General features: G+C 61.9%; 21 protein-coding genes. 6 read left to right on the top strand and 15 right to left on the bottom strand.

Annotated features, from left to right (window positions below; all coding sequences use genetic code 11):
* Positions 1-91: 91 nt before the first annotated feature.
* From AC245Y_RS20025 to ftsE, 3 genes are all read right to left on the bottom strand, one after another.
* On the bottom strand, positions 92-802 hold the full coding sequence (locus tag AC245Y_RS20025) for a YdcF family protein (RefSeq protein WP_020487038.1): 711 nt from the start codon (positions 800-802) through the stop codon (positions 92-94).
* A gap of 73 nt (positions 803-875) precedes the next feature.
* The gene (locus AC245Y_RS20020) at positions 876-1889 is read right to left on the bottom strand and encodes a cell division protein FtsX (protein ID WP_012759178.1); all 1014 of its coding nucleotides are present in this window, start codon (positions 1887-1889) and stop codon (positions 876-878) included.
* A complete protein-coding gene (gene ftsE / locus AC245Y_RS20015) occupies positions 1882-2541 on the bottom strand; it encodes a cell division ATP-binding protein FtsE (protein WP_003543317.1) in 660 nt (219 codons plus the stop codon). Before ftsE ends, AC245Y_RS20020 begins: the two co-directional genes overlap by 8 nt.
* A gap of 206 nt (positions 2542-2747) precedes the next feature.
* Here ftsE and AC245Y_RS20010 point away from each other — a divergent pair, with 206 nt between their 5' ends.
* From AC245Y_RS20010 to AC245Y_RS20000, 3 genes are all read left to right on the top strand, one after another.
* A complete protein-coding gene (locus AC245Y_RS20010) occupies positions 2748-3407 on the top strand; it encodes a membrane protein (RefSeq protein ID WP_012759177.1) in 660 nt (219 codons plus the stop codon).
* A 129-nt stretch (positions 3408-3536) separates the two neighbouring features.
* Positions 3537-4079, top strand: a complete 543-nt coding sequence (gene hpt, locus AC245Y_RS20005; RefSeq protein ID WP_003543314.1) for a hypoxanthine phosphoribosyltransferase — start codon at positions 3537-3539, stop codon at positions 4077-4079.
* 168 nt (positions 4080-4247) lie between these two features.
* Positions 4248-4607, top strand: coding sequence for a response regulator (locus AC245Y_RS20000; protein WP_012759176.1), 360 nt, complete (start codon positions 4248-4250; stop codon positions 4605-4607).
* Positions 4608-4750: 143 nt separating this feature from the next.
* On the opposite strand, the gene AC245Y_RS19995 is transcribed toward AC245Y_RS20000, so the two are convergent.
* The 4 genes from AC245Y_RS19995 to argH form a co-directional block, all read right to left on the bottom strand.
* Positions 4751-7405: a TIGR02302 family protein gene (locus AC245Y_RS19995; protein WP_017995325.1), complete on the bottom strand. Its 2655-nt coding sequence runs from the start codon at positions 7403-7405 to the stop codon at positions 4751-4753.
* Between the two features lie 165 nt (positions 7406-7570).
* Positions 7571-8839, bottom strand: coding sequence for a diaminopimelate decarboxylase (gene lysA, locus AC245Y_RS19990; RefSeq protein WP_017995324.1), 1269 nt, complete (start codon positions 8837-8839; stop codon positions 7571-7573).
* 11 nt (positions 8840-8850) lie between these two features.
* Positions 8851-9063 carry an LPS translocon maturation chaperone LptM gene (gene lptM / locus AC245Y_RS19985; protein ID WP_017995323.1) on the bottom strand — a complete coding sequence of 71 codons (213 nt, stop codon included), beginning with the start codon at positions 9061-9063 and terminating at the stop codon, positions 8851-8853.
* 158 nt (positions 9064-9221) lie between these two features.
* Positions 9222-10625: an argininosuccinate lyase gene (gene argH / locus AC245Y_RS19980; protein ID WP_017995322.1), complete on the bottom strand. Its 1404-nt coding sequence runs from the start codon at positions 10623-10625 to the stop codon at positions 9222-9224.
* A gap of 40 nt (positions 10626-10665) precedes the next feature.
* Here argH and tlpA point away from each other — a divergent pair, with 40 nt between their 5' ends.
* Complete coding sequence (tlpA, locus tag AC245Y_RS19975) at positions 10666-11328, top strand: thiol:disulfide interchange protein TlpA (protein WP_026157489.1); 663 nt, start codon at positions 10666-10668, stop codon at positions 11326-11328.
* Positions 11329-11377: 49 nt separating this feature from the next.
* On the opposite strand, the gene AC245Y_RS19970 is transcribed toward tlpA, so the two are convergent.
* The 7 genes from AC245Y_RS19970 to AC245Y_RS19940 all read right to left on the bottom strand — a co-directional run bounded on the left by AC245Y_RS19970 (position 11378) and on the right by AC245Y_RS19940 (position 16772).
* Entirely contained in the window at positions 11378-12259 is an 882-nt protein-coding gene (locus tag AC245Y_RS19970; RefSeq protein ID WP_012759170.1) for a 3-hydroxybutyryl-CoA dehydrogenase, read from the bottom strand.
* 148 nt (positions 12260-12407) lie between these two features.
* On the bottom strand, positions 12408-13337 hold the full coding sequence (locus AC245Y_RS19965; RefSeq protein ID WP_017995320.1) for an electron transfer flavoprotein subunit alpha/FixB family protein: 930 nt from the start codon (positions 13335-13337) through the stop codon (positions 12408-12410).
* Between the two features lie 23 nt (positions 13338-13360).
* Positions 13361-14110 (bottom strand): electron transfer flavoprotein subunit beta/FixA family protein, encoded by a 750-nt coding sequence (locus AC245Y_RS19960; protein ID WP_017995319.1) that lies wholly within the window; start codon positions 14108-14110, stop codon positions 13361-13363.
* 187 nt (positions 14111-14297) lie between these two features.
* Positions 14298-15083 (bottom strand): rhomboid family intramembrane serine protease, encoded by a 786-nt coding sequence (locus AC245Y_RS19955; protein ID WP_012759167.1) that lies wholly within the window; start codon positions 15081-15083, stop codon positions 14298-14300.
* A gap of 33 nt (positions 15084-15116) precedes the next feature.
* Positions 15117-15695 carry a cob(I)yrinic acid a,c-diamide adenosyltransferase gene (locus tag AC245Y_RS19950; protein WP_012759166.1) on the bottom strand — a complete coding sequence of 193 codons (579 nt, stop codon included), beginning with the start codon at positions 15693-15695 and terminating at the stop codon, positions 15117-15119.
* 21 nt (positions 15696-15716) lie between these two features.
* Positions 15717-15920, bottom strand: a complete 204-nt coding sequence (locus AC245Y_RS19945) for a twin transmembrane helix small protein (protein WP_012759165.1) — start codon at positions 15918-15920, stop codon at positions 15717-15719.
* 18 nt (positions 15921-15938) lie between these two features.
* On the bottom strand, positions 15939-16772 hold the full coding sequence (locus AC245Y_RS19940; RefSeq protein WP_017995317.1) for an SDR family oxidoreductase: 834 nt from the start codon (positions 16770-16772) through the stop codon (positions 15939-15941).
* A gap of 76 nt (positions 16773-16848) precedes the next feature.
* Between AC245Y_RS19940 and AC245Y_RS19935 the strand changes: the two genes are divergently transcribed.
* Positions 16849-17772: a YihY/virulence factor BrkB family protein gene (locus AC245Y_RS19935; protein ID WP_012759163.1), complete on the top strand. Its 924-nt coding sequence runs from the start codon at positions 16849-16851 to the stop codon at positions 17770-17772.
* On the opposite strand, the gene gluQRS is transcribed toward AC245Y_RS19935, so the two are convergent.
* Positions 17737-18618: a tRNA glutamyl-Q(34) synthetase GluQRS gene (gene gluQRS, locus AC245Y_RS19930; RefSeq protein WP_017995316.1), complete on the bottom strand. Its 882-nt coding sequence runs from the start codon at positions 18616-18618 to the stop codon at positions 17737-17739. The two genes, AC245Y_RS19935 and gluQRS, sit on opposite strands and share 36 nt — an antisense overlap.
* On the opposite strand from gluQRS, the gene AC245Y_RS19925 reads away from it, so the two are divergent.
* A complete protein-coding gene (locus AC245Y_RS19925; RefSeq protein WP_017995315.1) occupies positions 18617-19309 on the top strand; it encodes a DNA-3-methyladenine glycosylase family protein in 693 nt (230 codons plus the stop codon). The genes gluQRS and AC245Y_RS19925 overlap by 2 nt on opposite strands.
* Positions 19310-19379 lie beyond the last annotated feature (70 nt).

Below are 19379 nucleotides of genomic sequence, written 5' to 3'. Positions count from 1 at the left end.
TCCGGCAAAAGTGCATAGTGGTTTTGCGTCCGGATTGCGCAAAACAAGAAGACGGAGCGTCCGTAGCGCGTTCTATCAGACGCGCGGTGCTCTATTGTTGGCCGGACGCATTTGCCGAGCGCAAGCCGGTGTGGCGGCCGAAGCCGGTGATGTTGCGGGCCCCGGTCAGCAACACTTTCACATATTCGGCCAGCATCACGCGCATCGCATTCGGATCGGTGAACCAGTTGCGGCTCTTCAAATCCGAATTGACCACGGGATAAGCGATGAATTCGATGTCGGGATCGACATAGGAGAGTTCGGCGAGGCTTCGGGGCATGTGATAGTTGTTGGTGACGATCAGAACGCTGCGGTATCCCTTGGTGTGGATCCAGTTCGAAGCTTCCTCGGCATTGCCGATCGTGTCGATCGCATCGTAGCCGATATCGACACAGCAGGAGAAGAGATCGGCCGAACCCTGCGTCATCTTGCGGATCTGTGCCGGCGTCGTCGTCGGGTGGACGCCGGAAATGAGCAAGCGCTTGCCTGCCCCCTTCTGCAGCAGCTCCACGGCCTGGTCGATGCGCTGGTAACCACCCGTCAGGACCACGATGGCATCCGCCTTCGGCTCGGCCGGGGGCTTCAGCGTCGTCACGGAATCGGCGAAACGCAGAAAACCGCCGAATACCAGGGCGATTGCCAGCAAGCAGGCAAAGCCGCCCCAGCGCAGCAGGCGGCGGATTGGCCCGCGTCGCGGCGGCAGACCCGCCGGGCGATCAAGCTCCGGGTCCTGATGAATCGGGTTGGGTGTCGTGTGTCCCATCGTCATGAATCGTGATTATACGCTGATTGCGGCGCGGAACAGACGCTTTCATGGCAAAACGGCACGGTCACGATCAACTTCCGATGCCGTCGGTGCGTGTCGGGTCTGAGCGTAGTGTATCGATTTCGTAGATCGTCCGCATGACGGTCAGCCGCGCGGTGAAGGTGGTCAGGAGTGCGATGACGATCATCGTCGCGAAGATGCCGGCATAACCGAGCACGCCGACGGAGAAGGTGCCGAAGAGCGCGGTCGCCTGGTCCGTTTCCGGGGTGGCGAGGGTGCGGCTCTGCCAGAAACCGGCGCTAGCGAAGAAGAGAGCGGCAAGCGCGCTGCCGATCGCCGAGCCCTTGAGGCTGATCTTCAGGAAATGCTTCTGAAATTCGGTGGCGACGAAGGAGCTTTCGGCGCCGACGAAATGCAGCACTTCGACGACGTGACGATTGCCCGACAGCGCGCCGCGCGTGGCGAAGACGACCGTGAGCACCATCGCCGTGAAAACCAGCAGCAGGATGCCGGTGCCGATCATGACAGTCGTGTGCGCCATGGACACCAGCCGGTCGACCCAGGTGCGGTGATCGTCGAGGCTCGCCTGCGGGATACTGTCCTTGAGCAGCGCCCGCATCGAATCGAAATCCGGTGGATTGCTCTCATCGATGGTGATGATGACGAGACGGGGAACGGGCAGATCCTTGAGATCGAGACCGGGGCCGAGCCACGGTTCGAGCAGGCGGGCGGTCGCCGCTTCGTCGACGATCTGGCCGCTTTTGGTGCCGACGAAGGTCAGCGCCAGGTCGCGCGCCTGGGTGAGCGCCTTCTCCATGTCGAGATTGTCGTCCGGCTTGATCTGAATGGTGATCTCGCGGGAGATCTGGCTCTCCCAGCTGGCCGCCGTCGAGCGCACCATGCTGACGCCGCCGAGCGTCAGGCAGGCAAGAAAGGCCATGATTGAGATCACCACCATCAACGCGCTGCCCTGGATGTTCGAAGGCGGCAGGATCGGCGCAGTCGGACGCACGCGCAATTCCGGCCGCTTCTGCTGGGTCTTGGCAGACGCCTTCTCGGGGTTTCTGGACGGGGGCTCAGTCATAGATATCGAGATGCCCCTCTGAGAGGATCATGCGGCGGGCTTCCACCTGTTCCATCAGCGCCAGGTCATGGGTGGCGATCACCACCGCCGTGCCGAGTCGGTTCAGCTCGAGGAAAAGATTGAGCAGGCGCTTGGCCATCGGCGGATCGACATTGCCAGTCGGCTCGTCGGCCAGCAGCACTTCCGGCCGGTCCATCAGCGCCCGGGCGATTGCGGCGCGCTGTTTCTCGCCGCCGGAGAGCACGGGCGGCAGCACGTTGATGCGTTCGCCGAGGCCGACCCATTTCAAAAGTTCGAGGACATCGGTCTTGTAGGAGCTCTCATCCTTGCCACGCACCCGTAAGGGCAAAGCGACATTCTCATAGGTGGTGAGATGGTCGAGGAGGCGGAAATCCTGGAAGACGATGCCGACGCGGCGGCGCAGAAGCGGCAGTTCAGGGCGGGGGATTTCGGAAATGTCGCGCCCGAACATGCGGATCAGGCCGCGCGTCGGCTGCAGCGACATGAAAAGCATCCGCAGCAGCGACGTCTTGCCGGCGCCCGATGGGCCTGTCAGGAACTGAAAGGATTTCTTCGGAATGTCGAAGGTCAGGTCCCGGAGGATTTCCGGGCCCATGCCATAGCGCAAACCGACATTCTCGAAGTGGATCAACGGGCAACTCAGTCTGTTGTGGGTTTCACCGCACGACTTGTTAACCAACACCGTTAACAGCCGGTAAATTTTGCTGGAAAGACGCCCGTTTGATGGCGATCTTTGCGAAGCATTAACCATTAAAATTTACGACTGAGCAGGATTCGTTTCAATGCCAAGATTTCCCCTGGCAGCGAAACCATGTGGACATCTGCGAGGCAGCCACCATGGAAGCATCCTCCTTCAGTCGCCGGACGCCGGGCCAGGCCTATGATTTCCTGCCGCCGGAACCTGCCAACCGTCAGTACCGCTCTGCGCGTCCTGCCGATATCTCCGACGCCGAATTCGTCACCCTCGGCAAAGTTCGGCCCAGGGAATTCAATGCAAGGACCTATAACGACAACCGCAAGCGTATGGCTGCCGCAAACGCTGCACCGCCGCCGTTCATGCTGGCAATCGCGAATTCCGTTCTGCAGACCGCGGAATCCTGGCTGCAGCGCGCGTCGATGCGGAGCTTCGCAGCGCTGGTGCTGGCGCTCGTCGTGCTTGTCTTCGGGCTAACGGGTGGCTTTTCCGGCGTTTCCGGCGAGCGAGCCACGTCCGGAGCGTCGCTGCATTTCACCCATGTCACGGTGACGCCGCGTGATGCGAACGGCATGCGCGTGCTGGTCATCAACGGCATCATCGAAAACGACAGCGGCACGACGCAGACGGTGCATCCGATCCGTGCCGATCTCGTGACCGACGAGCGGCTGACCGCAAGCATCGTCATCAACCCGCCGGCCGATGTGATCTATGGCGGCCAAAGCCGGGGCTTCTCGGCTCGCGTGCAGCATGCCGGCGGAAAGATGCCGGAGGTCCGGCTTTCCTTCCTGCCACAGACGTAACAGGACACGGGATGGGCCGACTTTCGCGCCACAGGTCGTGCCAATCGCGCTAATTTCATAGCCGGCGAGGCTGTTTCAAGCTCGCATATGTGCTAACGGCTTACCTTCTTTTTCATGGAGCAAGCCCTTATGCCTGTCGTGCGCGGAAAAAACATCGAGCCGCTCTTCACCGCCGAGCAGATTGCCGAACGCAATCATTCGATGGCGCGGGAGATCGCCAGCGGCCCGACCAAGGACCTGCTCGTCATCGCCGTGCTCAAGGGCTCATTCATTTTCGCCGCCGATCTGATCCGGGCCCTGCATGACAGCGGGCTTGCCCCGGAGGTCGAGTTCATCACGCTGTCGAGTTACGGCATCGGCACAGTTTCGCAGGGCGTGCGCATCGTCAAGGATATCGACAGCGACGTGCATGGCCGCGACGTCCTGCTGATCGACGATATCCTTGAATCCGGCCGGACGCTGCTCTTTGCCAAGGAACTGCTTTTCGAGCGTGGTGCGCGCAACGTCACGATCGCCGTGCTGCTCGACAAGCGCGTCAAGCGCAAGGAAAAGCTGGAGGCCGACTATGTCGGCTTCGAATGCCCTGACTATTTTGTCGTCGGCTATGGCATGGATGTCGCCTATGCCTTTCGCGAACTGCCCTTCGTCGGCGTGGTGACCGGGGACGCCTGAGCGACTGCAAAGTGTTGCAGCGCTTTTGCGCGTCTGAAAGACCCGTTGCGCTACTTTGCCGTTCGAGACGGGTTGTTAACCATCTCGTCCATCGCTTCCTCATCTTTACCGATCGAAAAGGAAAGTCTGGTGATTTCCGTCGCGGGGCTGATACGGAGCGATGCACATATGGCAAGAATTCTGATTACGGAAGACGAGGACTCCCTGCGGTCCTTCGTGGCCCGGGCCCTGCGGCTTGATGGCCACGAAACCGATGAGGCGGCCGATGGGGCCGAGGGGCTGGAGAAGCTCAAGGACGGGGTCTACGATCTGCTGCTTTCAGATATCCGCATGCCGGTGATGGACGGCATTGAACTCGCCCATCAGGCAAAAGACGCTTTTCCCAGTTTGAAAATCCTGCTGATGACCGGCTATGCCGAACAGCGCGAACGGGCCGACGATCTTGCCGAAAAGATCATCGATGTCGTCGCCAAGCCATTCGCGCTTCCCGAGATCCGCAAGGCTGTCGCCCGAGCGCTTGTCGCTTAGAGCCAGGATACCAAAAGGCGTGATTTGGAGCGAAATCATGCTCCATTTCTTTGATTGAGATCACGATTCAGATTCCAGGCCGGTTCGGCCTGGAGTGAATTTGTTCTAACGCGCCTGCTGTTGATCGCGTTGCGGTGAGTGGCCTACTGGATGTCCAGCAGTCGTTCGAGATAGCGCCGTTCCATTTCCTGCGGCGGATTGTTGCCGAGCTTTTCGCGGATCGCGTCAAGGATTTCTCGCGCCCGCTGAACGTCGATTTCGTCAGGCACCTTCACGCTGTTGTCGCCGAACTCCGGCCCCTGGGGGCGGCGCGGCCGGCCGAGCGGGTCGCGGCCGTTCTGGTCGCCCTGGCCCACCTGGCCGTTCGGACCTTGACCCTGCTGGCCCTGCTGCGCCTGCATCATCTGGTTCATCATGTCGCGGGCGCCCTGGCGAAGCGCTTCCAGGGCGCGGCCCTGGCCCTCGACGGCCGGTTGGCCACGTCCCTGGCCGAGTTCTCGGCCGGCGCCTTCCATTTCGCGCTGCGCCTGGCCAAAGCCGGGGCCGGGCTTCATGCCCATCTCGCCGAGGCTCTTCTGCAATTCGCCGAGCTGCTTGCCGAGCGCATCCTGCTGGGCGCGCAGCTGTTTCAACGCCTCGCGCAGCTGCTCGGCCGTCATCTGGTCGGAGGGCTGCTGGCCTTCTTTGCCTTGCTGGCCCTGCTGCTGATCCCGCGGCTCGCCGTTCTCTCCGGGGTTCATCTCGTCGAGCAGCGGATCGTTCTCGCCCATGTCAGGCTCGCCGCGCTGCATGCGGTCCCTGAGCTGCTGGTCGAGCCGGAAGGTCTGTTCCATCAGCTTCTGCTGGTCGCGCAGGATCTCACCGAGCTTGTCGATCTGCTTGCGGGCCTCGCTGTTTTCCTGGCCCTGCTGACCTCGCTGCGGGCGGCCCGCCTGCAGGTTGTTCATCATCCGCTGCAATTCCGACAGCATCTGCTGGGCGGCGTCACGATTGCCGGAGCGGGCGAGATTTTCGATCTGGTCCATCATCCGTTCCAGATCCTGCTGACGCAGGATATTCTGCGCGTTCTGGTTCGGCTGCATCGGCGCGTTCTGCATGCGTTGGGCGAGCTCGGTCATATAGTCCTGCATCGCTTTGCGCAGCTCGTCCATCAGCTCCTTGATCTCCGCGTCGGGAGCGTTGCGGTCCAACGCGTCGGCAAGCTTCTGCTGGGCTTCGCGCAGCTTGCGCTCGGCGAGCGATAGATCGCCGTCCTCCATGCCGAGGGCGATTTCCCAGAGATATTGGGCCGTATCCTTCAGCGCATCCTCGCCCCTGGCGAGCTTCATGCGCGTCAGGGCGGATTCGAGCAGCAAGTAGTTGGTAAGCTTGGGGATCGTCTCCTCGGGGCGGATAGTCAGCGCCTCGTTCAGGGCGATTGCCTGCGGCATCTTGCGCGTATCGAGCGCGAAAACCTGCCGCTCCTCAGCTACGGCCGCGGCAAGCGGCTCGTTGAAGGGCCGCGACGGCAGCACCATCTCATACGGCGGGCTGCGGCCGGTCTGGCCGGCGGCATCCTTGGCGACGAGGGTGATGCGCACGCGCTTGCCGGCAAGCGGATGTTCGGTCAAGTTCCGGCTGGTCACGCCCTTGGCGTCGCGGGCGTTGCGGCGGGGAATATCCAGCCGGTATTCCGGCAACGGATAGAGCGGCGTTGCCGTCGGATCGGTTTCGACGGGAACGATCTCTGCATGCGCCTCCTGGACCCCGTAATCGTCCTTAACGGTGAAACCGATTTCGAGCGCCCCGTTGACGCTGGGCTTCGGCAAACCGTCAAAGGCAATCTCGGGCGCCTTGTCGGGAAGCACGTCGAAGCTCCAGCGGCGGCCATTGACCTCGAGTGCACCGTTCTCCTGGAGCTTCATCATATGCGTCTGCGCGACGAGAGCCTGGCTGGCAGGTGCCGCCGTCGGCTGCTCGCTGGCTGATCCCGCCGTCTGCTGCGGCTTGGTATCCGCCTGCACGGCAATATCCTGGACCTCGCCGTTCGCCTTGCGGAACAGGACCTTCTCGGCGGTCTTTCCGCCGCTGACGCGGACGGTGAGGCCTGAAAACTGCGGAATGCCGATCGGCGCCTGCTCGCTGCCGTCAGCCGTCAGATAGATCGGGGCGCGGCCGGTATAGGAAGGCGGCGTCACCCAAGCGTCGATGCGCACCGCCGGATCGCTGACCACCTGCTCGGGTGCTGCCTGCAACGCGTCGCGGATCGAGCCGCCGTTGATCGACAGCGAATAACCGAAGGCCGTGACCAGCAGCAGCGCCGGGACGGCGCGCAGCGCGAAACGGTCATGCGCGGCGATATCAGGCCGCGGCAGTCCGGTATCAAGCGCTGCGATCTTTTCGGCCATGCGCGCCTGGTGCTCGCGCCAGAGCGCCCGGCCGAAGGGCGTATCGAAGGCCGGCTCGTCTTCCTGGACGGTGACCGGCTGGTGCGGCAGACCGTTGCGCTCCTCCAGCATGCGGTCGGCTTCTGCGATCCTCGGCCAGCGCAGGGTGCGGAAGGGGAGGAGCGAAATGAGAAAAGCGGCGGCAAAGGCGATGAGCAGCAGAATGCGCAGCCAGTCCGGCACGCTGCGGAAGAGGCCGAACCAGGAGGCAGAGAGATAAAAGGCGATGACGGACAGTACCGGCATCAAAGGCGGCAGCAGTTGCTCGAAAAAGAGCACGATTCGCGCCAGCAGTCGTTTCGTCGTCACTAGCCGGGCAAGCGAGGGACGGTAGGCAAATGCGCCTTTCTTCTGCCTCGATGGGCTTGTCATCGGTCCGGTCTCCGCGATCTGGCGTTCTGGAACAGAGGGCGCTTCCGGCGATTGCAGGGCAATACGCTCATGAACGAAAGGATAACACTCTTTGTGGCGAAGGCGAGGGCGAGCGGCCGGCAATACCGGCTTTTCACGTTTATTCGCCAAAAAGTGATGGCTTGTTCAGTCGAGCCAAGCCGGAACGGAGTCGAGGCTGATCAGTTCGGCATAGGTTCTACGCGGTCGAATCGTGTGGAAATCGCTGCCCCTGACCAGAACTTCGGGCACCAGCAGGCGGCTGTTATAGGTGCCGGCCTGGACTGCGCCGTAGGCGCCGGCGGTGCTGACGGCCATCAGGTCGCCGGGCTTCGGCATCGCCATCTCGCGGTCGAGCGCCAGATAGTCGCCGGTCTCGCAGACGGGGCCGACGACATCGGCGCGGATGCGCGGCGCGTTGGCCGCCGAAATCGTTACCGGCCGAATCTCGTGATAGGCCTCGTAGAGCGTCGGGCGGATGAGATCGTTCATCGCGCCGTCGACGATGACGAAGGTCTTTTCGCCGCCATCCTTTACATAGAGGACCTCGGTCACGAGGATGCCGGCATTGCCGACGATCAGGCGTCCGGGTTCGGTGATGATCTTGCAGTTTAGACCGCGTAGCTGGTTCTTGACGATTGCCGCATAGGCGTCCGGCAGCGGCGGCGGATTGTTGTCGTCCTTGTAGGGGATGCCGAGGCCGCCGCCGATATCGACGTGATGGATGGTGTGGCCGTCGGCGCGCAGCGTCGCGACAAGGTCGTGCAGCAGCTTGAAGGCGTCGTCGAAGGGCTGCAATTCGGTGATCTGGCTGCCGATATGCATGTCGATGCCGGTGACCTCGATGCCCGGCAGCCTGGCGGCATGGGCATAGATGGCGCGGGCGCGCTCCCAGGAGATGCCGAACTTGTTTTCCTTCCTGCCGGTCGAGATCTTGGAATGCGTCTTTGCATCGACATCAGGGTTGATGCGGAAGGAGACCGGCGCTTTCTTGCCCGCGCTGACGGCGCGCTGATTGAGGATCTCGAGCTCAGGCTCGGATTCGACGTTGAAACAGTAAATGCCGGCTTCGAGGGCGAAATCCATCTCGGATGGGGTCTTGCCGACACCTGAGAACATGATGCGGCTCGCCGGAATGTCGGCGGCAAGCGCGCGGCGCAGTTCGCCTTCCGAGACGACATCGATGCCGGCACCGAGGCGGCCCAGCGTCTTCAGCACCGCTTGGTTCGAATTCGCCTTCATCGCATAACAGACCATGGAGTCCATGTCGGCGAAGGCTTCCGAAAAGACGCGGTAATGGCGCTCCAGCGTCGCGGTGGAGTAGACGTAGAAAGGGGTGCCGACCGCCTTGGCGATCTCGGGAACGGGGACGTTCTCCGCATGAAGGACGCCGTCACGGTACTCGAAATGGTTCACGGGTTTATGCCTTAAAGAAGGGGATCGAGAAGGAAGGGCTTGTCGACGGTTCCCGGCCGTTTCGTCGGCTTGGAAACGTCGCCTTCCTTGGTTGCCGCAGCGCTCGGCGGATCGAGGTCGCCCTTGCGCCCGCATCCGGCAACGGCAAGGCCGATGACGGCGAGAACCGCCGTCAGGCGGACGAGGTGCGGCAAGCTCTTCATGGATATCCTCTTCTGCGGCATGTGACGGGCATCATTCGTACCGAACGATGGACATCATTCATATCGGATGATGGACATCTTCATAGCGAAGTTTATTCACCTTGTGCACCCTGATTGTTGGCGGTCTTTGCGCGCCCCGCAGGAAGGGCGCGGCGGCTTTTCACCACGCCTGGTATCTCTTAGTTGCGGGCGCGCCAGAAGGCGATCTGCCTGCGCACTTCGGACGGCGCGGTGCCGCCGAAGCTCTTGCGGCTGGCGACCGAGGCCTCGACGGTCAGCACGTCGTAGACCTTGTCGGTGATGTCGGCATGGATCGCCTGCAGATCGGAGAGCGGCAGCTCGGCAAGGTCGCAGCCCTTGCTTTCGGCGAGTGCGACGGCGCGGCCAGTGACGTGATGGGCGTCGCGGAAGGGAAGGCCCGCTTCACGTACCAGCCAGTCGGCAAGATCGGTCGCCGTCGAATAGCCGGAGCCGGCCGCCGCCTTCATGCGCGCGGTGTTGACGGTCATGTCGCGCACCATGCCGGTCATGGCGGCAATTGCCAGTTCCAGGCTCTCGGCGGCGTCGAAGACCTGTTCCTTGTCTTCCTGCATGTCCTTGGAATAGGCGAGCGGCAGGCCCTTCATGATCGTCAGCAGCGCCACCAGCGAGCCGTTGATGCGGCCGGTCTTGGCGCGCACCAGTTCGGCCGCATCCGGGTTCTTCTTCTGCGGCATGATCGACGAGCCGGTCGAGAAAGCGTCGGACAGGCGCACGAAACCGAATTGCGGGGTCGACCAGATGACGATCTCTTCTGCCAGACGCGACAGGTGCATGCCCGCAATCGCCGCGATCGACAGGAATTCGATGGCGAAATCGCGGTCGGAGACCGTATCGATGGAGTTGCGGGTCGGCTCGCGGAAACCGAGCGCCTTGGCCGTCATGTGGCGGTCGATCGGATAGCCGGTGCCGGCAAGTGCGGCGGCACCGATCGGGCTTTCATCCAGATGCTCGATGGCGTGGCGCACACGCGAGCGGTCGCGGCCGAACATTTCGACATAGGCCATGCAGTGATGGCCGAAGGTAACGGGCTGGGCTGCCTGCAGATGGGTGAAGCCCGGCATGACGCTTTCGGCATGTTCTTCGGCGCGGTCGAGGAAGGCCGCGATCAGGCCGGTCAGCATCTGCTCGGTCTTCTGCAGCTCTTCCTTCACCCAGAGGCGGAAGTCGAGCGCCACCTGATCATTGCGCGAGCGAGCGGTGTGCAACCGGCCGGCCGCCGGTCCGATCAGCGTCGCCAGGCGTGCTTCGACATTCATATGGATGTCTTCGAGTTGACGCGAAAATTCGAAATTGCCGCTTTCGATTTCTGACAGGATCGTGTTTAGCCCGTGAACGATCTTGTCCTTATCGTCAGTGGAAATGATCCCCTGATGGGCGAGCATCGTCGCATGGGCAATCGAACCGCGGATGTCCTGCGCGAATAGCTTCTTGTCGAAACCGATCGAGGCATTTATCTCCTCCATGATCGCGTCCGGGCCGGAGGCGAAGCGACCGCCCCACATCTGGTTGGAGGATTTGGTGTCCGTGGTGTCGTCGGCCATGAAGGTGTCCGCCTTGAGGATGCATGTCCAGGAGAATGAAATGACGACAAGAAAACCCCTCGGGCTGCCATCCCTGAAATGGATCGCGCTGGCCGCCGTTGCGGGTGTCGTTGCCGGTGCGGCAGCGGTATACGTGAAGGAGACGGGGATTGGCAATGGCGGCGGCGAAACGGCGTCAGCCGAATGCAAGCTTGCCAGGGATCGCGTCGCCAGCGTCACACTGTTGATGAAAGGGCAGGTGGCCGCCATGGTCGCCGCCTACGAGCCGCGCAAGCTGACTGCAGTCTCCTTCAACGGGCCGGACGGCAAGCCGCTGACGCTCGATCATTTCGCCGGCAAGACCGTGCTTCTCAATCTCTGGGCGACATGGTGCGTTCCCTGCCGCGAGGAGATGCCGGCGCTGAACGCGCTCGAGAAGGAGATGGGCAGCGACAGGTTCCAGGTGGTGCCGGTCAATATCGATAGCGGCGACGACGAGAAGCCGAAGACCTTCCTCGCCGAGATCGGCGTCGATGCGCTGCAGCTCTATCGCGACAATACGATTTCGGTGTTCAACAATCTGAAGAAAGAGGGCCTCGCCATGGGGCTGCCGGTGACGCTGCTGATCGATGACAAGGGATGCCTGATTTCAGCGATGAACGGGCCGGCCGCCTGGGACAGCGAGGATGCCAAGGCGCTGATCAAGGGCGCGATCGGGTCCTGAAGCCACGATTGGCCACCCTCCTTCGCTGAAGAGGGGGCGCAGCAGAAGTTTACCGCGTCGGGACCGGCACTTCACCGCGATAGTCATAGAAGCCGCGGCCGGACTTGCGTCCGAGCCAGCCGGCTTCGACATATTTCACCAGCAGCGGGCAGGGACGATATTTCGAGTCCGCCAGGCCGTCATGCAGCACCTGCATGATCGAAAGGCAGGTGTCGAGGCCGATGAAATCGGCAAGCTGCAGTGGTCCCATCGGATGATTGGCGCCGAGCTTCATCGCCGTATCGATGGCGTCGACCGTGCCGACGCCCTCATAGAGCGTGTAGATCGCTTCGTTGATCATCGGCAGCAGGATGCGGTTGACGATGAAGGCCGGGAAATCCTCGGCGACAGTGATGGTCTTTTCCAGCGTGCCGACGAATTGCTTGGCGGCGGAAAAGGTCTTCTCGTCGGTGGCGATGCCGCGCACCAGTTCAACCAGCTTCATGACAGGCACCGGGTTCATGAAATGTATGCCCATGAAGCGCTCGGGGCGGTCGGTGGCGGCAGCAAGCCGGGTGATGGAAAGGGAAGAGGTGTTGGTGGCAAGCAGCGCTTCCGGCTTCAGGACCGGACAGACCTGGGTATAGATCTTGCGCTTGACCGTTTCATCCTCGGTGGCGGCCTCGATGACCAGATCGGAGGGAGCGAGATCATTGACATCCGACGAGCCTGTGATGAGCGACAAGGTCGACTTGCGCTCCTCTTCGGTCATCTTGCCGTTCGTCACCAGGCGGGCCAGGTTGCCGTTAATGGTGGCAAGGCCGGATTCGATGCGGTCCTGCGAAAGATCGTAGATGTGAACCCTATAACCTGCGGCGGCCGAAACATGCGCGATGCCGCAGCCCATCTGACCGGCACCGATAATACCAATATTCTTCAACACCGCATTCATCTCCAAACCCCCGCACGGCATTCGCCCCCGCGCCGCCGTATTTTTCTAGCAATACTGCCGGACGAAGGATCGCCCGGCAGCAGTAGTAGCCCGATAAAAGATAATTTTCCAGTCATTCGCAAGTGCGAAAGAAAAGCATTTGACGCGGTCAGAGCGCCTTTTGCAATTCCGGCAAGACATCGAAGAGATCGGCGACCAATCCGTAGTCGGCGACCTGGAAGATCGGCGCCTCCTCGTCCTTGTTGATGGCGACGATGACCTTCGAATCCTTCATGCCGGCCAGATGCTGGATGGCGCCTGAAATGCCGCAGGCGATATAGAGCTGCGGCGCCACCACCTTGCCGGTCTGACCGACCTGCCAGTCGTTCGGCGCATAACCGGCATCGACGGCCGCACGGCTTGCACCGACGGCAGCACCGAGCTTGTCGGCAAGCGGCAGGATGACCTCCCTGAACTTTTCCGCCGAGCCGAGCGCCCGGCCGCCGGAAATGATGATCTTCGCCGAGGTCAGTTCCGGACGGTCGGAGGCCGACAGCGCGTCCCTGACGAAGGTCGACAGTCCCGGATCGGAAACCGCCGGGATCGCCTCGATCGTTGCCGAGCCGCCTTCCGGTGCAGAGGCGAAGGATGCGGTGCGCACGGTGATGACCTTCTTGGCATCGCTCGCCTGCACCGTCTGGATGGCATTGCCGGCATAGATCGGCCGCTTGAAGGTATCTGACGAGATCACCTCGATGATCTCGGAGACCTGGGCGACATCGAGAAGAGCGGCGACCCGCGGCAGCACGTTCTTGCCGACCGAGGTGGCGGCAGACAGGATCGTGTCGTAGCTGCCAGCCAGCGAGACGATCAGGTCGGCCAGCGGTTCGGCCAGATTGTTGGCGAGCTCGTCGCTTTCGGCCAGCAGCACCTTGGAGACGCCGGCAAGCTTGGCCGCTTGTTCGGCAGCAGGCTTGGCGCCCTTGCCGGCAACGAGCACATGGATGTCGCCGCCAATCTTTGCGGCTGCCGTCAGCGTCTTGGCGGTCTGGTCGGACAGGCTTGCATTGTCGTGGTCAGCCAGAAGAAGAATGGTCATGATGATGGCTCCTTAGTTCTGGCTTAAAGCACGCCGGCTTCGTTTTTGAGCTTGTCGATCAGCTCGGCGACCGACTTGACCTTGACGCCGGCCTTGCGGCCCGACGGCTCCTCGGTCTTCAACACCTTGAGACGTGGCGTGGTGTCGACGCCGAAATCATCAGGGCTCTTCTTGTCGAGCGGCTTCTTCTTCGCCTTCATGATATTAGGCAACGAGGCATAACGCGGTTCGTTCAAGCGCAGATCTGATGTGATCACCGCCGGCAGCTTGATCTCGATCGTCTGCAGGCCGCCATCGACTTCACGGGTCACCTGAGCCTTGCCGTCCCCGATCTCGATCTTCGAGGCAAAGGTCGCTTGGGGCATGCCCATCAGTGCCGCCAGCATCTGGCCGGTCTGGTTGCTGTCGTCGTCGATCGCCTGCTTGCCAACGATGATCAGCCCCGGCTGTTCGGCATCGGCGACAGCCTTCAAGATCTTGGCGACAGTGAGCGGCTCGATCTGATCGTCGGTCTCGACCAGGATCGCCCGGTCGGCGCCCATGGCAAGTGCGGTGCGCAGCGTCTCTTCGGCCTTGGCAGGACCGATCGACACCACCACCACTTCCTTGCACTTGCCGGCTTCCTTCAGCCGCAGCGCTTCTTCCACCGAGATCTCGTCGAACGGGTTCATCGACATCTTCACATTGGTTAGCTCGACACCCGTGCCATCCGGCTTCACCCGGATCTTCACGTTGTAGTCGACAACCCGTTTGACTGGGACGAGTATCTTCATGGAGTCCTTCCTTCAGGAGAAACTGGCTTCAGAGACTTTTTTAGAAAATGCGCGCTTGGGCGCCGCTCCGATTGTCGAATGGCGACATGGATACGCGTTTTTCCTCCAAATTCAACGCTTGCATGACGCCGGCAGGCAATTTGCTTCGGCAATATATGGACGTTTACGTTCACGTCAATATAGCTGTTTAGCGGCGGCCCCAGGGAAATCGCTGCGCCGTCCGTCCGTCCGTGCCGGCTGCGATGGCCGGGCCGGCGCCCGGGTCGTTTCTGACGGCGCGGGGCGTGACGATCTGCCGGTCGAAGAGCGGCACACCAGGCCGGCGCAACACCAGGATTAGGAAAGCCCCGGCAAGGATGCCGCCGACATGCGCGCCCCAGGAAACGTCGCCATCGGGTGCAATCGCCAGCATGAAGAACTGCTGCCCGATCCACAAAAGTAGCGGCACGAAGGCCGGCAGGGGCAACGGCACACGGAAAAACACCAGCACCCAGACCCTGACTCGCGGATGCAGCAAGACATAGGCGGCAACGACGCCGGAGACCGCCCCCGATGCGCCGACCAGCGGCGCTTCCGAGGTCATGGTCAGCAGGCCGTGGCAGAGCGCGCCGGCGGCCGCGCAAACGAAATAGAAGATCAGGAAGCGCAGATGTCCCATCGCATCCTCGACATTGTCGCCAAAGACCCAGAGGAAGATCATGTTGCCAGCCAAATGCCAGAAGCCGGTATGGACGAAGGCGTATGTAAGGTAGGTCAGCGGTTCCGGCACGATTTCGAGCCCCTGCGCCAGCATCGCATGGCCGAAGGCAATCGCCGGGATATAGCCGAGACCGACGGTCGTCGCCTGGGCTGCCTGTTCGCTCTCCAGGCTGGTCAAAAGCCAGACCGCGATGTTCAGCGCGATCAGTGCGAGCGTCACCCACTGAACCTTGATATGTTTCAGCGTATTGGCATCGTGAAGTGGTATGAACATAAAGGCCCCCCGGCGATCGTGAACGCGGCAAGCCTATCTGTTTTTTCCCGGAACCCAAAGTACATCCGCATGGCCCTGGTCATTTGCATGACGCGCGGCGACGAAGAGGAAATCGGAGAGTCGGTTGACGTATTTCATCGCCGGCTCGCCGACGATTTCGCCGTCGGTGCGAGCAAGCGCCACCATCAAACGTTCGGCGCGCCGCGCAATCGTGCGGGCAAGATGCAGATGTGCCGCGGCCGGACTGCCACCTGGCAGGATGAAGGATTTCAGCGACTCCAAACCGGCGTTCAGCTGGTCGATATCATGCTCGACGCGGTCGACCTGCGTCTCGGCGATCCGCAGCGGCTCGTAGGCCGGTGGCTCACCGGTGTCGGGGGTGGCGAGATCGGCGCCGAGATCGAAGAGATCGTTCTGGATCGACATCAGCATGGCGTCGAGTTCAGGCAAGTCGGCCGTGTGCAGCCGCGCCAGGCCGATCGCGGAATTGGCCTCATCGATGGTGCCGTAGGCCTCGACGCGCAGATCGTCTTTGAGCCGGCGCGGACCGGATACCAGCCCGGTCGTACCGTCATCGCCTGTTTTCGTGTAGATCTTGTTGAGCTTGACCATGGTTTCCCCCTTGAATCCCGGTCAGGTCGGGCGGCCGCCGCCGGTCAGCCACAGCGTCACCATGATCAGGATGACGGCGATCGCCTGCAACAGCACACGAAGCTGCATCAGCTTGTTGGAACGGTTGGGATCGCCGCCCTTCATCATGTTGAAGAGGCCGCGGATCAGGACGAGGGCGACGACGCCCATGACGATGATCGCGAGGATATAGGTGACCGTGGACATGGCGTTCAGCTTTCTCAGTCAGTCTGTCCAGCGCATCAGGCGGTAGAAGAGGTCTGCCGGAAGCAGCCGCTTCAGGAACATGCCCTGTTTAGCCGGAGTCGTTACGGGATAATGTGGCCTCGGATTTTTCGAGTTCAATGCGTGTTTCAACACGGAATAGACCGCTTCCGGGCCGAGTTTATGGCGGTTGACCGGCCCCGATCCGTCGAGTCTCGCCAATTGGCTGATGTAATCGACCGCGTGAGGCGAATTCTCGAGGTCGATATGTTCCTTGATCTTTGCGAGCGCATTGGCGGTGAACCGCGAGGCGATCGGTCCCGGCTCGATCAGGCTCACATGGATGCCGCTGCCCTGCAGCTCCATGCGCAGGGTGATGCTGAGGCCTTCGAGTGCAAATTTGGACGCGGTGTAGGCGCCGCGAAAGCGATAGGGGACGACGCCGAGGATCGACGAACATTGCACGATCCGCCCTTGGCCACGTTTGCGCATCGGCGGAAGGACCTGCCGCGTCAGTTCATGCCAGCCGAAGAAATTCGCCTCGAACTGCGCGCGCAGCATTGCCGTCGACAGATCCTCGACAGCGCCCGGCTGGCCGTAGGCGCCGTTATTGAAGAGCGCGTCGATGCGACCGCCGCTGCGTTCCAGAACCGTGCCGACCAGCTCGGAAATCGTCTCGGTCCTGGCATAGTCCATCAGGAAGGCTTCGATGCCTTCCGCTTCCAACCCCTTGAGATCGTCCGGCTTGCGCACCGTTGCGAAGACACGCCAGCCATCGGCTTTCAGCGCCCGTGCGCAATGAGCGCCGATACCGGACGAACATCCGGTCACGACGATGGTGCGCTCTCCCGCCATGGAATGATTCCTGTACAAAATGGGACTCGTTTCCCATATTCGGCCAGAGGATACAATCTGGAAAGCCGGAGACGGAATGCCGAAGGTGCTACGCACGATCTACGACGTGGTCTATGACGCGATCTGTCACATGGTCGAGGACGACGGCTTCGCCATGGCAAGCCATGTGGCGCTGTCGAGCCTGCTTGCGGTTTTCCCCTTCCTGATCTTCGGCACGGCGCTTGCAAGCTTCCTCGGCGCCGATCAATTTTCCTCGACCGCCATCCACCTGATCTTCGACACCTGGCCCGAGGCGATCGCCAAACCGCTCGCCGACCAGGTGCTGCAGGTGCTGACCATTCCGCGCGGCGGGCTGCTGACGATCTCGGTGCTGGCGGCCGCATATTTCGCCTCGAACGGTGTCGAGGCGCTGCGCATTTCGCTCAATCGCGCCTATCGGGTGCAGGAGACGCGGGCCTGGTATTTCACCCGTCTCGCCAGCCTGGGCTACGTGCTGATCGCGGTCATCATCTTCACGGCGATCAGCATTCTGCTGGTCGCCCTGCCGCTGGCGCTCGATTATTCGAGGAAATGGTTTCCGCTGTTTGCCGATACGCTCGACATCGTCTTCAGCTGGCGCATCTACGGCACGCTGGTGGTTCTGACCGTCGGACTGCTGGTGATGCATCTCTGGCTGCCGGCCGGCAAGCGGCGGGTCTTCGACGTCATTCCCGGGGTGCTGCTGACACTGCTTCTCTGGCTCGCCGGCGCGCTGATCTTTGCCTATTATCTGGCGACCTTCGCCAACTATACGGCAACCTATGCCGGTCTCGCCTCCGTCATGATCGTGCTGATCTTCCTCTATATGGTCGGCGTCATCTTCATCATCGGCGCGGAGATCAATGCGGCGCTGATCAAATTCCGCGTCTTCCGGATGTTCTCCCGCACACTTTCGATCGTCGGCAGAGAGCGTGTCGAAAGGCAATCAGAGCCCGACAAGGCGGCGAATATCCGCCCCTGACATGCCCTGGGCGCGCAATTCGCCAAGCCCGCTGTCGCCTTGGCTTTTCGAAAGCTTGCGGCCATCGGCGCCAAGAATGAGACGATGATGGTGATAGACCGGCTGCGGTAGGCCGAGCAGCACCTGCAACAGCCGGTGCACCGATGTCGCGTGGAAGAGGTCGAGCCCACGCACGACATGGGTGACGCCCTGCAGCGCATCGTCGACGACCACGGAAAGATGATAGCTCGACGGCGCATCCGAGCGCGACAGGATGACGTCGCCCCAGACGTCGGGCTCGGCGGCGATCTCGCCTGTCCTGCCGTCGCCGGTTTCCGTCCAGAACAGCAGTTCGCCGATCAGGTCGAGCGCTTTGCGCATATCGAGCCGCCAGGCATGTTTCTTCCCCGAGGTCAGCATGTCCCGCCGTTCGTCTGCCGGACGCTCGCGATCACTTGCGGGATAATGCGGGGTGCCGTCGGGATCGTGCGGCCAGGGTTCACCCGCCGCCTCGTAGGCAGCGATGCGCGCCTTCACCTCGCCCCGCGTCAGAAAGGCCGGATAGACCAGTCCGCGCTCGATCAGCGCATGCAACGCCGCCTGATATTCGGGAATATGTTCCGACTGGCGCCGCACCGGGCTTGCCCAGCCGATATCAAGCCATTCGAGATCCCTGAGGATGCCGGCCTCGAACTCGGGCGTGCAGCGCGCCTGGTCGATATCCTCGATGCGCAGCAGCAGGCGCGCTTGTTCGGCCTCCGCCATGTCGCGGTTCATGAGGGCCGAGAGGGCATGTCCGAGATGCAACGGTCCGTTGGGGCTCGGCGCAAAACGAAAGACAGGTTTTTGACGCTCACTCGTGGTCATGCTTTCTTCTGCCATGGATTCGGTTTTTGAACCACAGCGAGGCAAAGTGCAGATCATCCGCAACGAAGATGACGTCAGGCAGGGGCTCGAAGCGCTGCTTCGCCTCGATCCGCGCCTTGCGCCTGTAGTCACTGAGGCCGGGCCTATTCCGCTGCGGTTGCGCGAGCCCGGCTTTGCCGGTCTTGCCCATATCATCGTCTCGCAGATGGTGTCGCGCGCCAGCGCCGAGGCGATCTGGCGGCGCATGCTGCCGGCGGTCGGTTCGCTGACGGCGGAAGGTTACGCACTGCTTCACGCCGAGGCGTGGCGCGAATTCGGTCTGTCGCGCGCCAAGGCCGAGACGCTGTCGCGGATTGCCGAAGCGGTCGCCTCCGGCCGTCTCGATCTCTCCGGGCTCTGCCTGAAGCCGCCGGGCGAGGCGCTTGGCGAACTGACCGCGTTGAAGGGCGTCGGGCCGTGGACGGCAGAGGTCTATCTGATGTTTTGCGGCGGCCACGCCGATGTTTTCCCGGCCGGCGATGTCGCGCTGCAGAATGCCGTCGGAGCGGCATTCGGTCTTGCCGCACGGCCGCAGGCGAAGGCGCTTGCTGAGCTTTCGGAAGTCTGGTCGCCGTGGCGCTCGGTGGCGGCACGGCTTTTCTGGGCCTACTATGCCACGAGGATGCGCCGTGACATGGTGCCGATCGGCTGATCGGCAACACTCTTCAAATTGCCTTTATCCTCTGAATTTATTGGACTTCACAATCCTGTAACAACCGGCC

Source organism: Rhizobium sp. SRDI943 (assembly GCF_057653695.1).
This window is presented reverse-complemented; position numbering and strand designations above follow the sequence as displayed.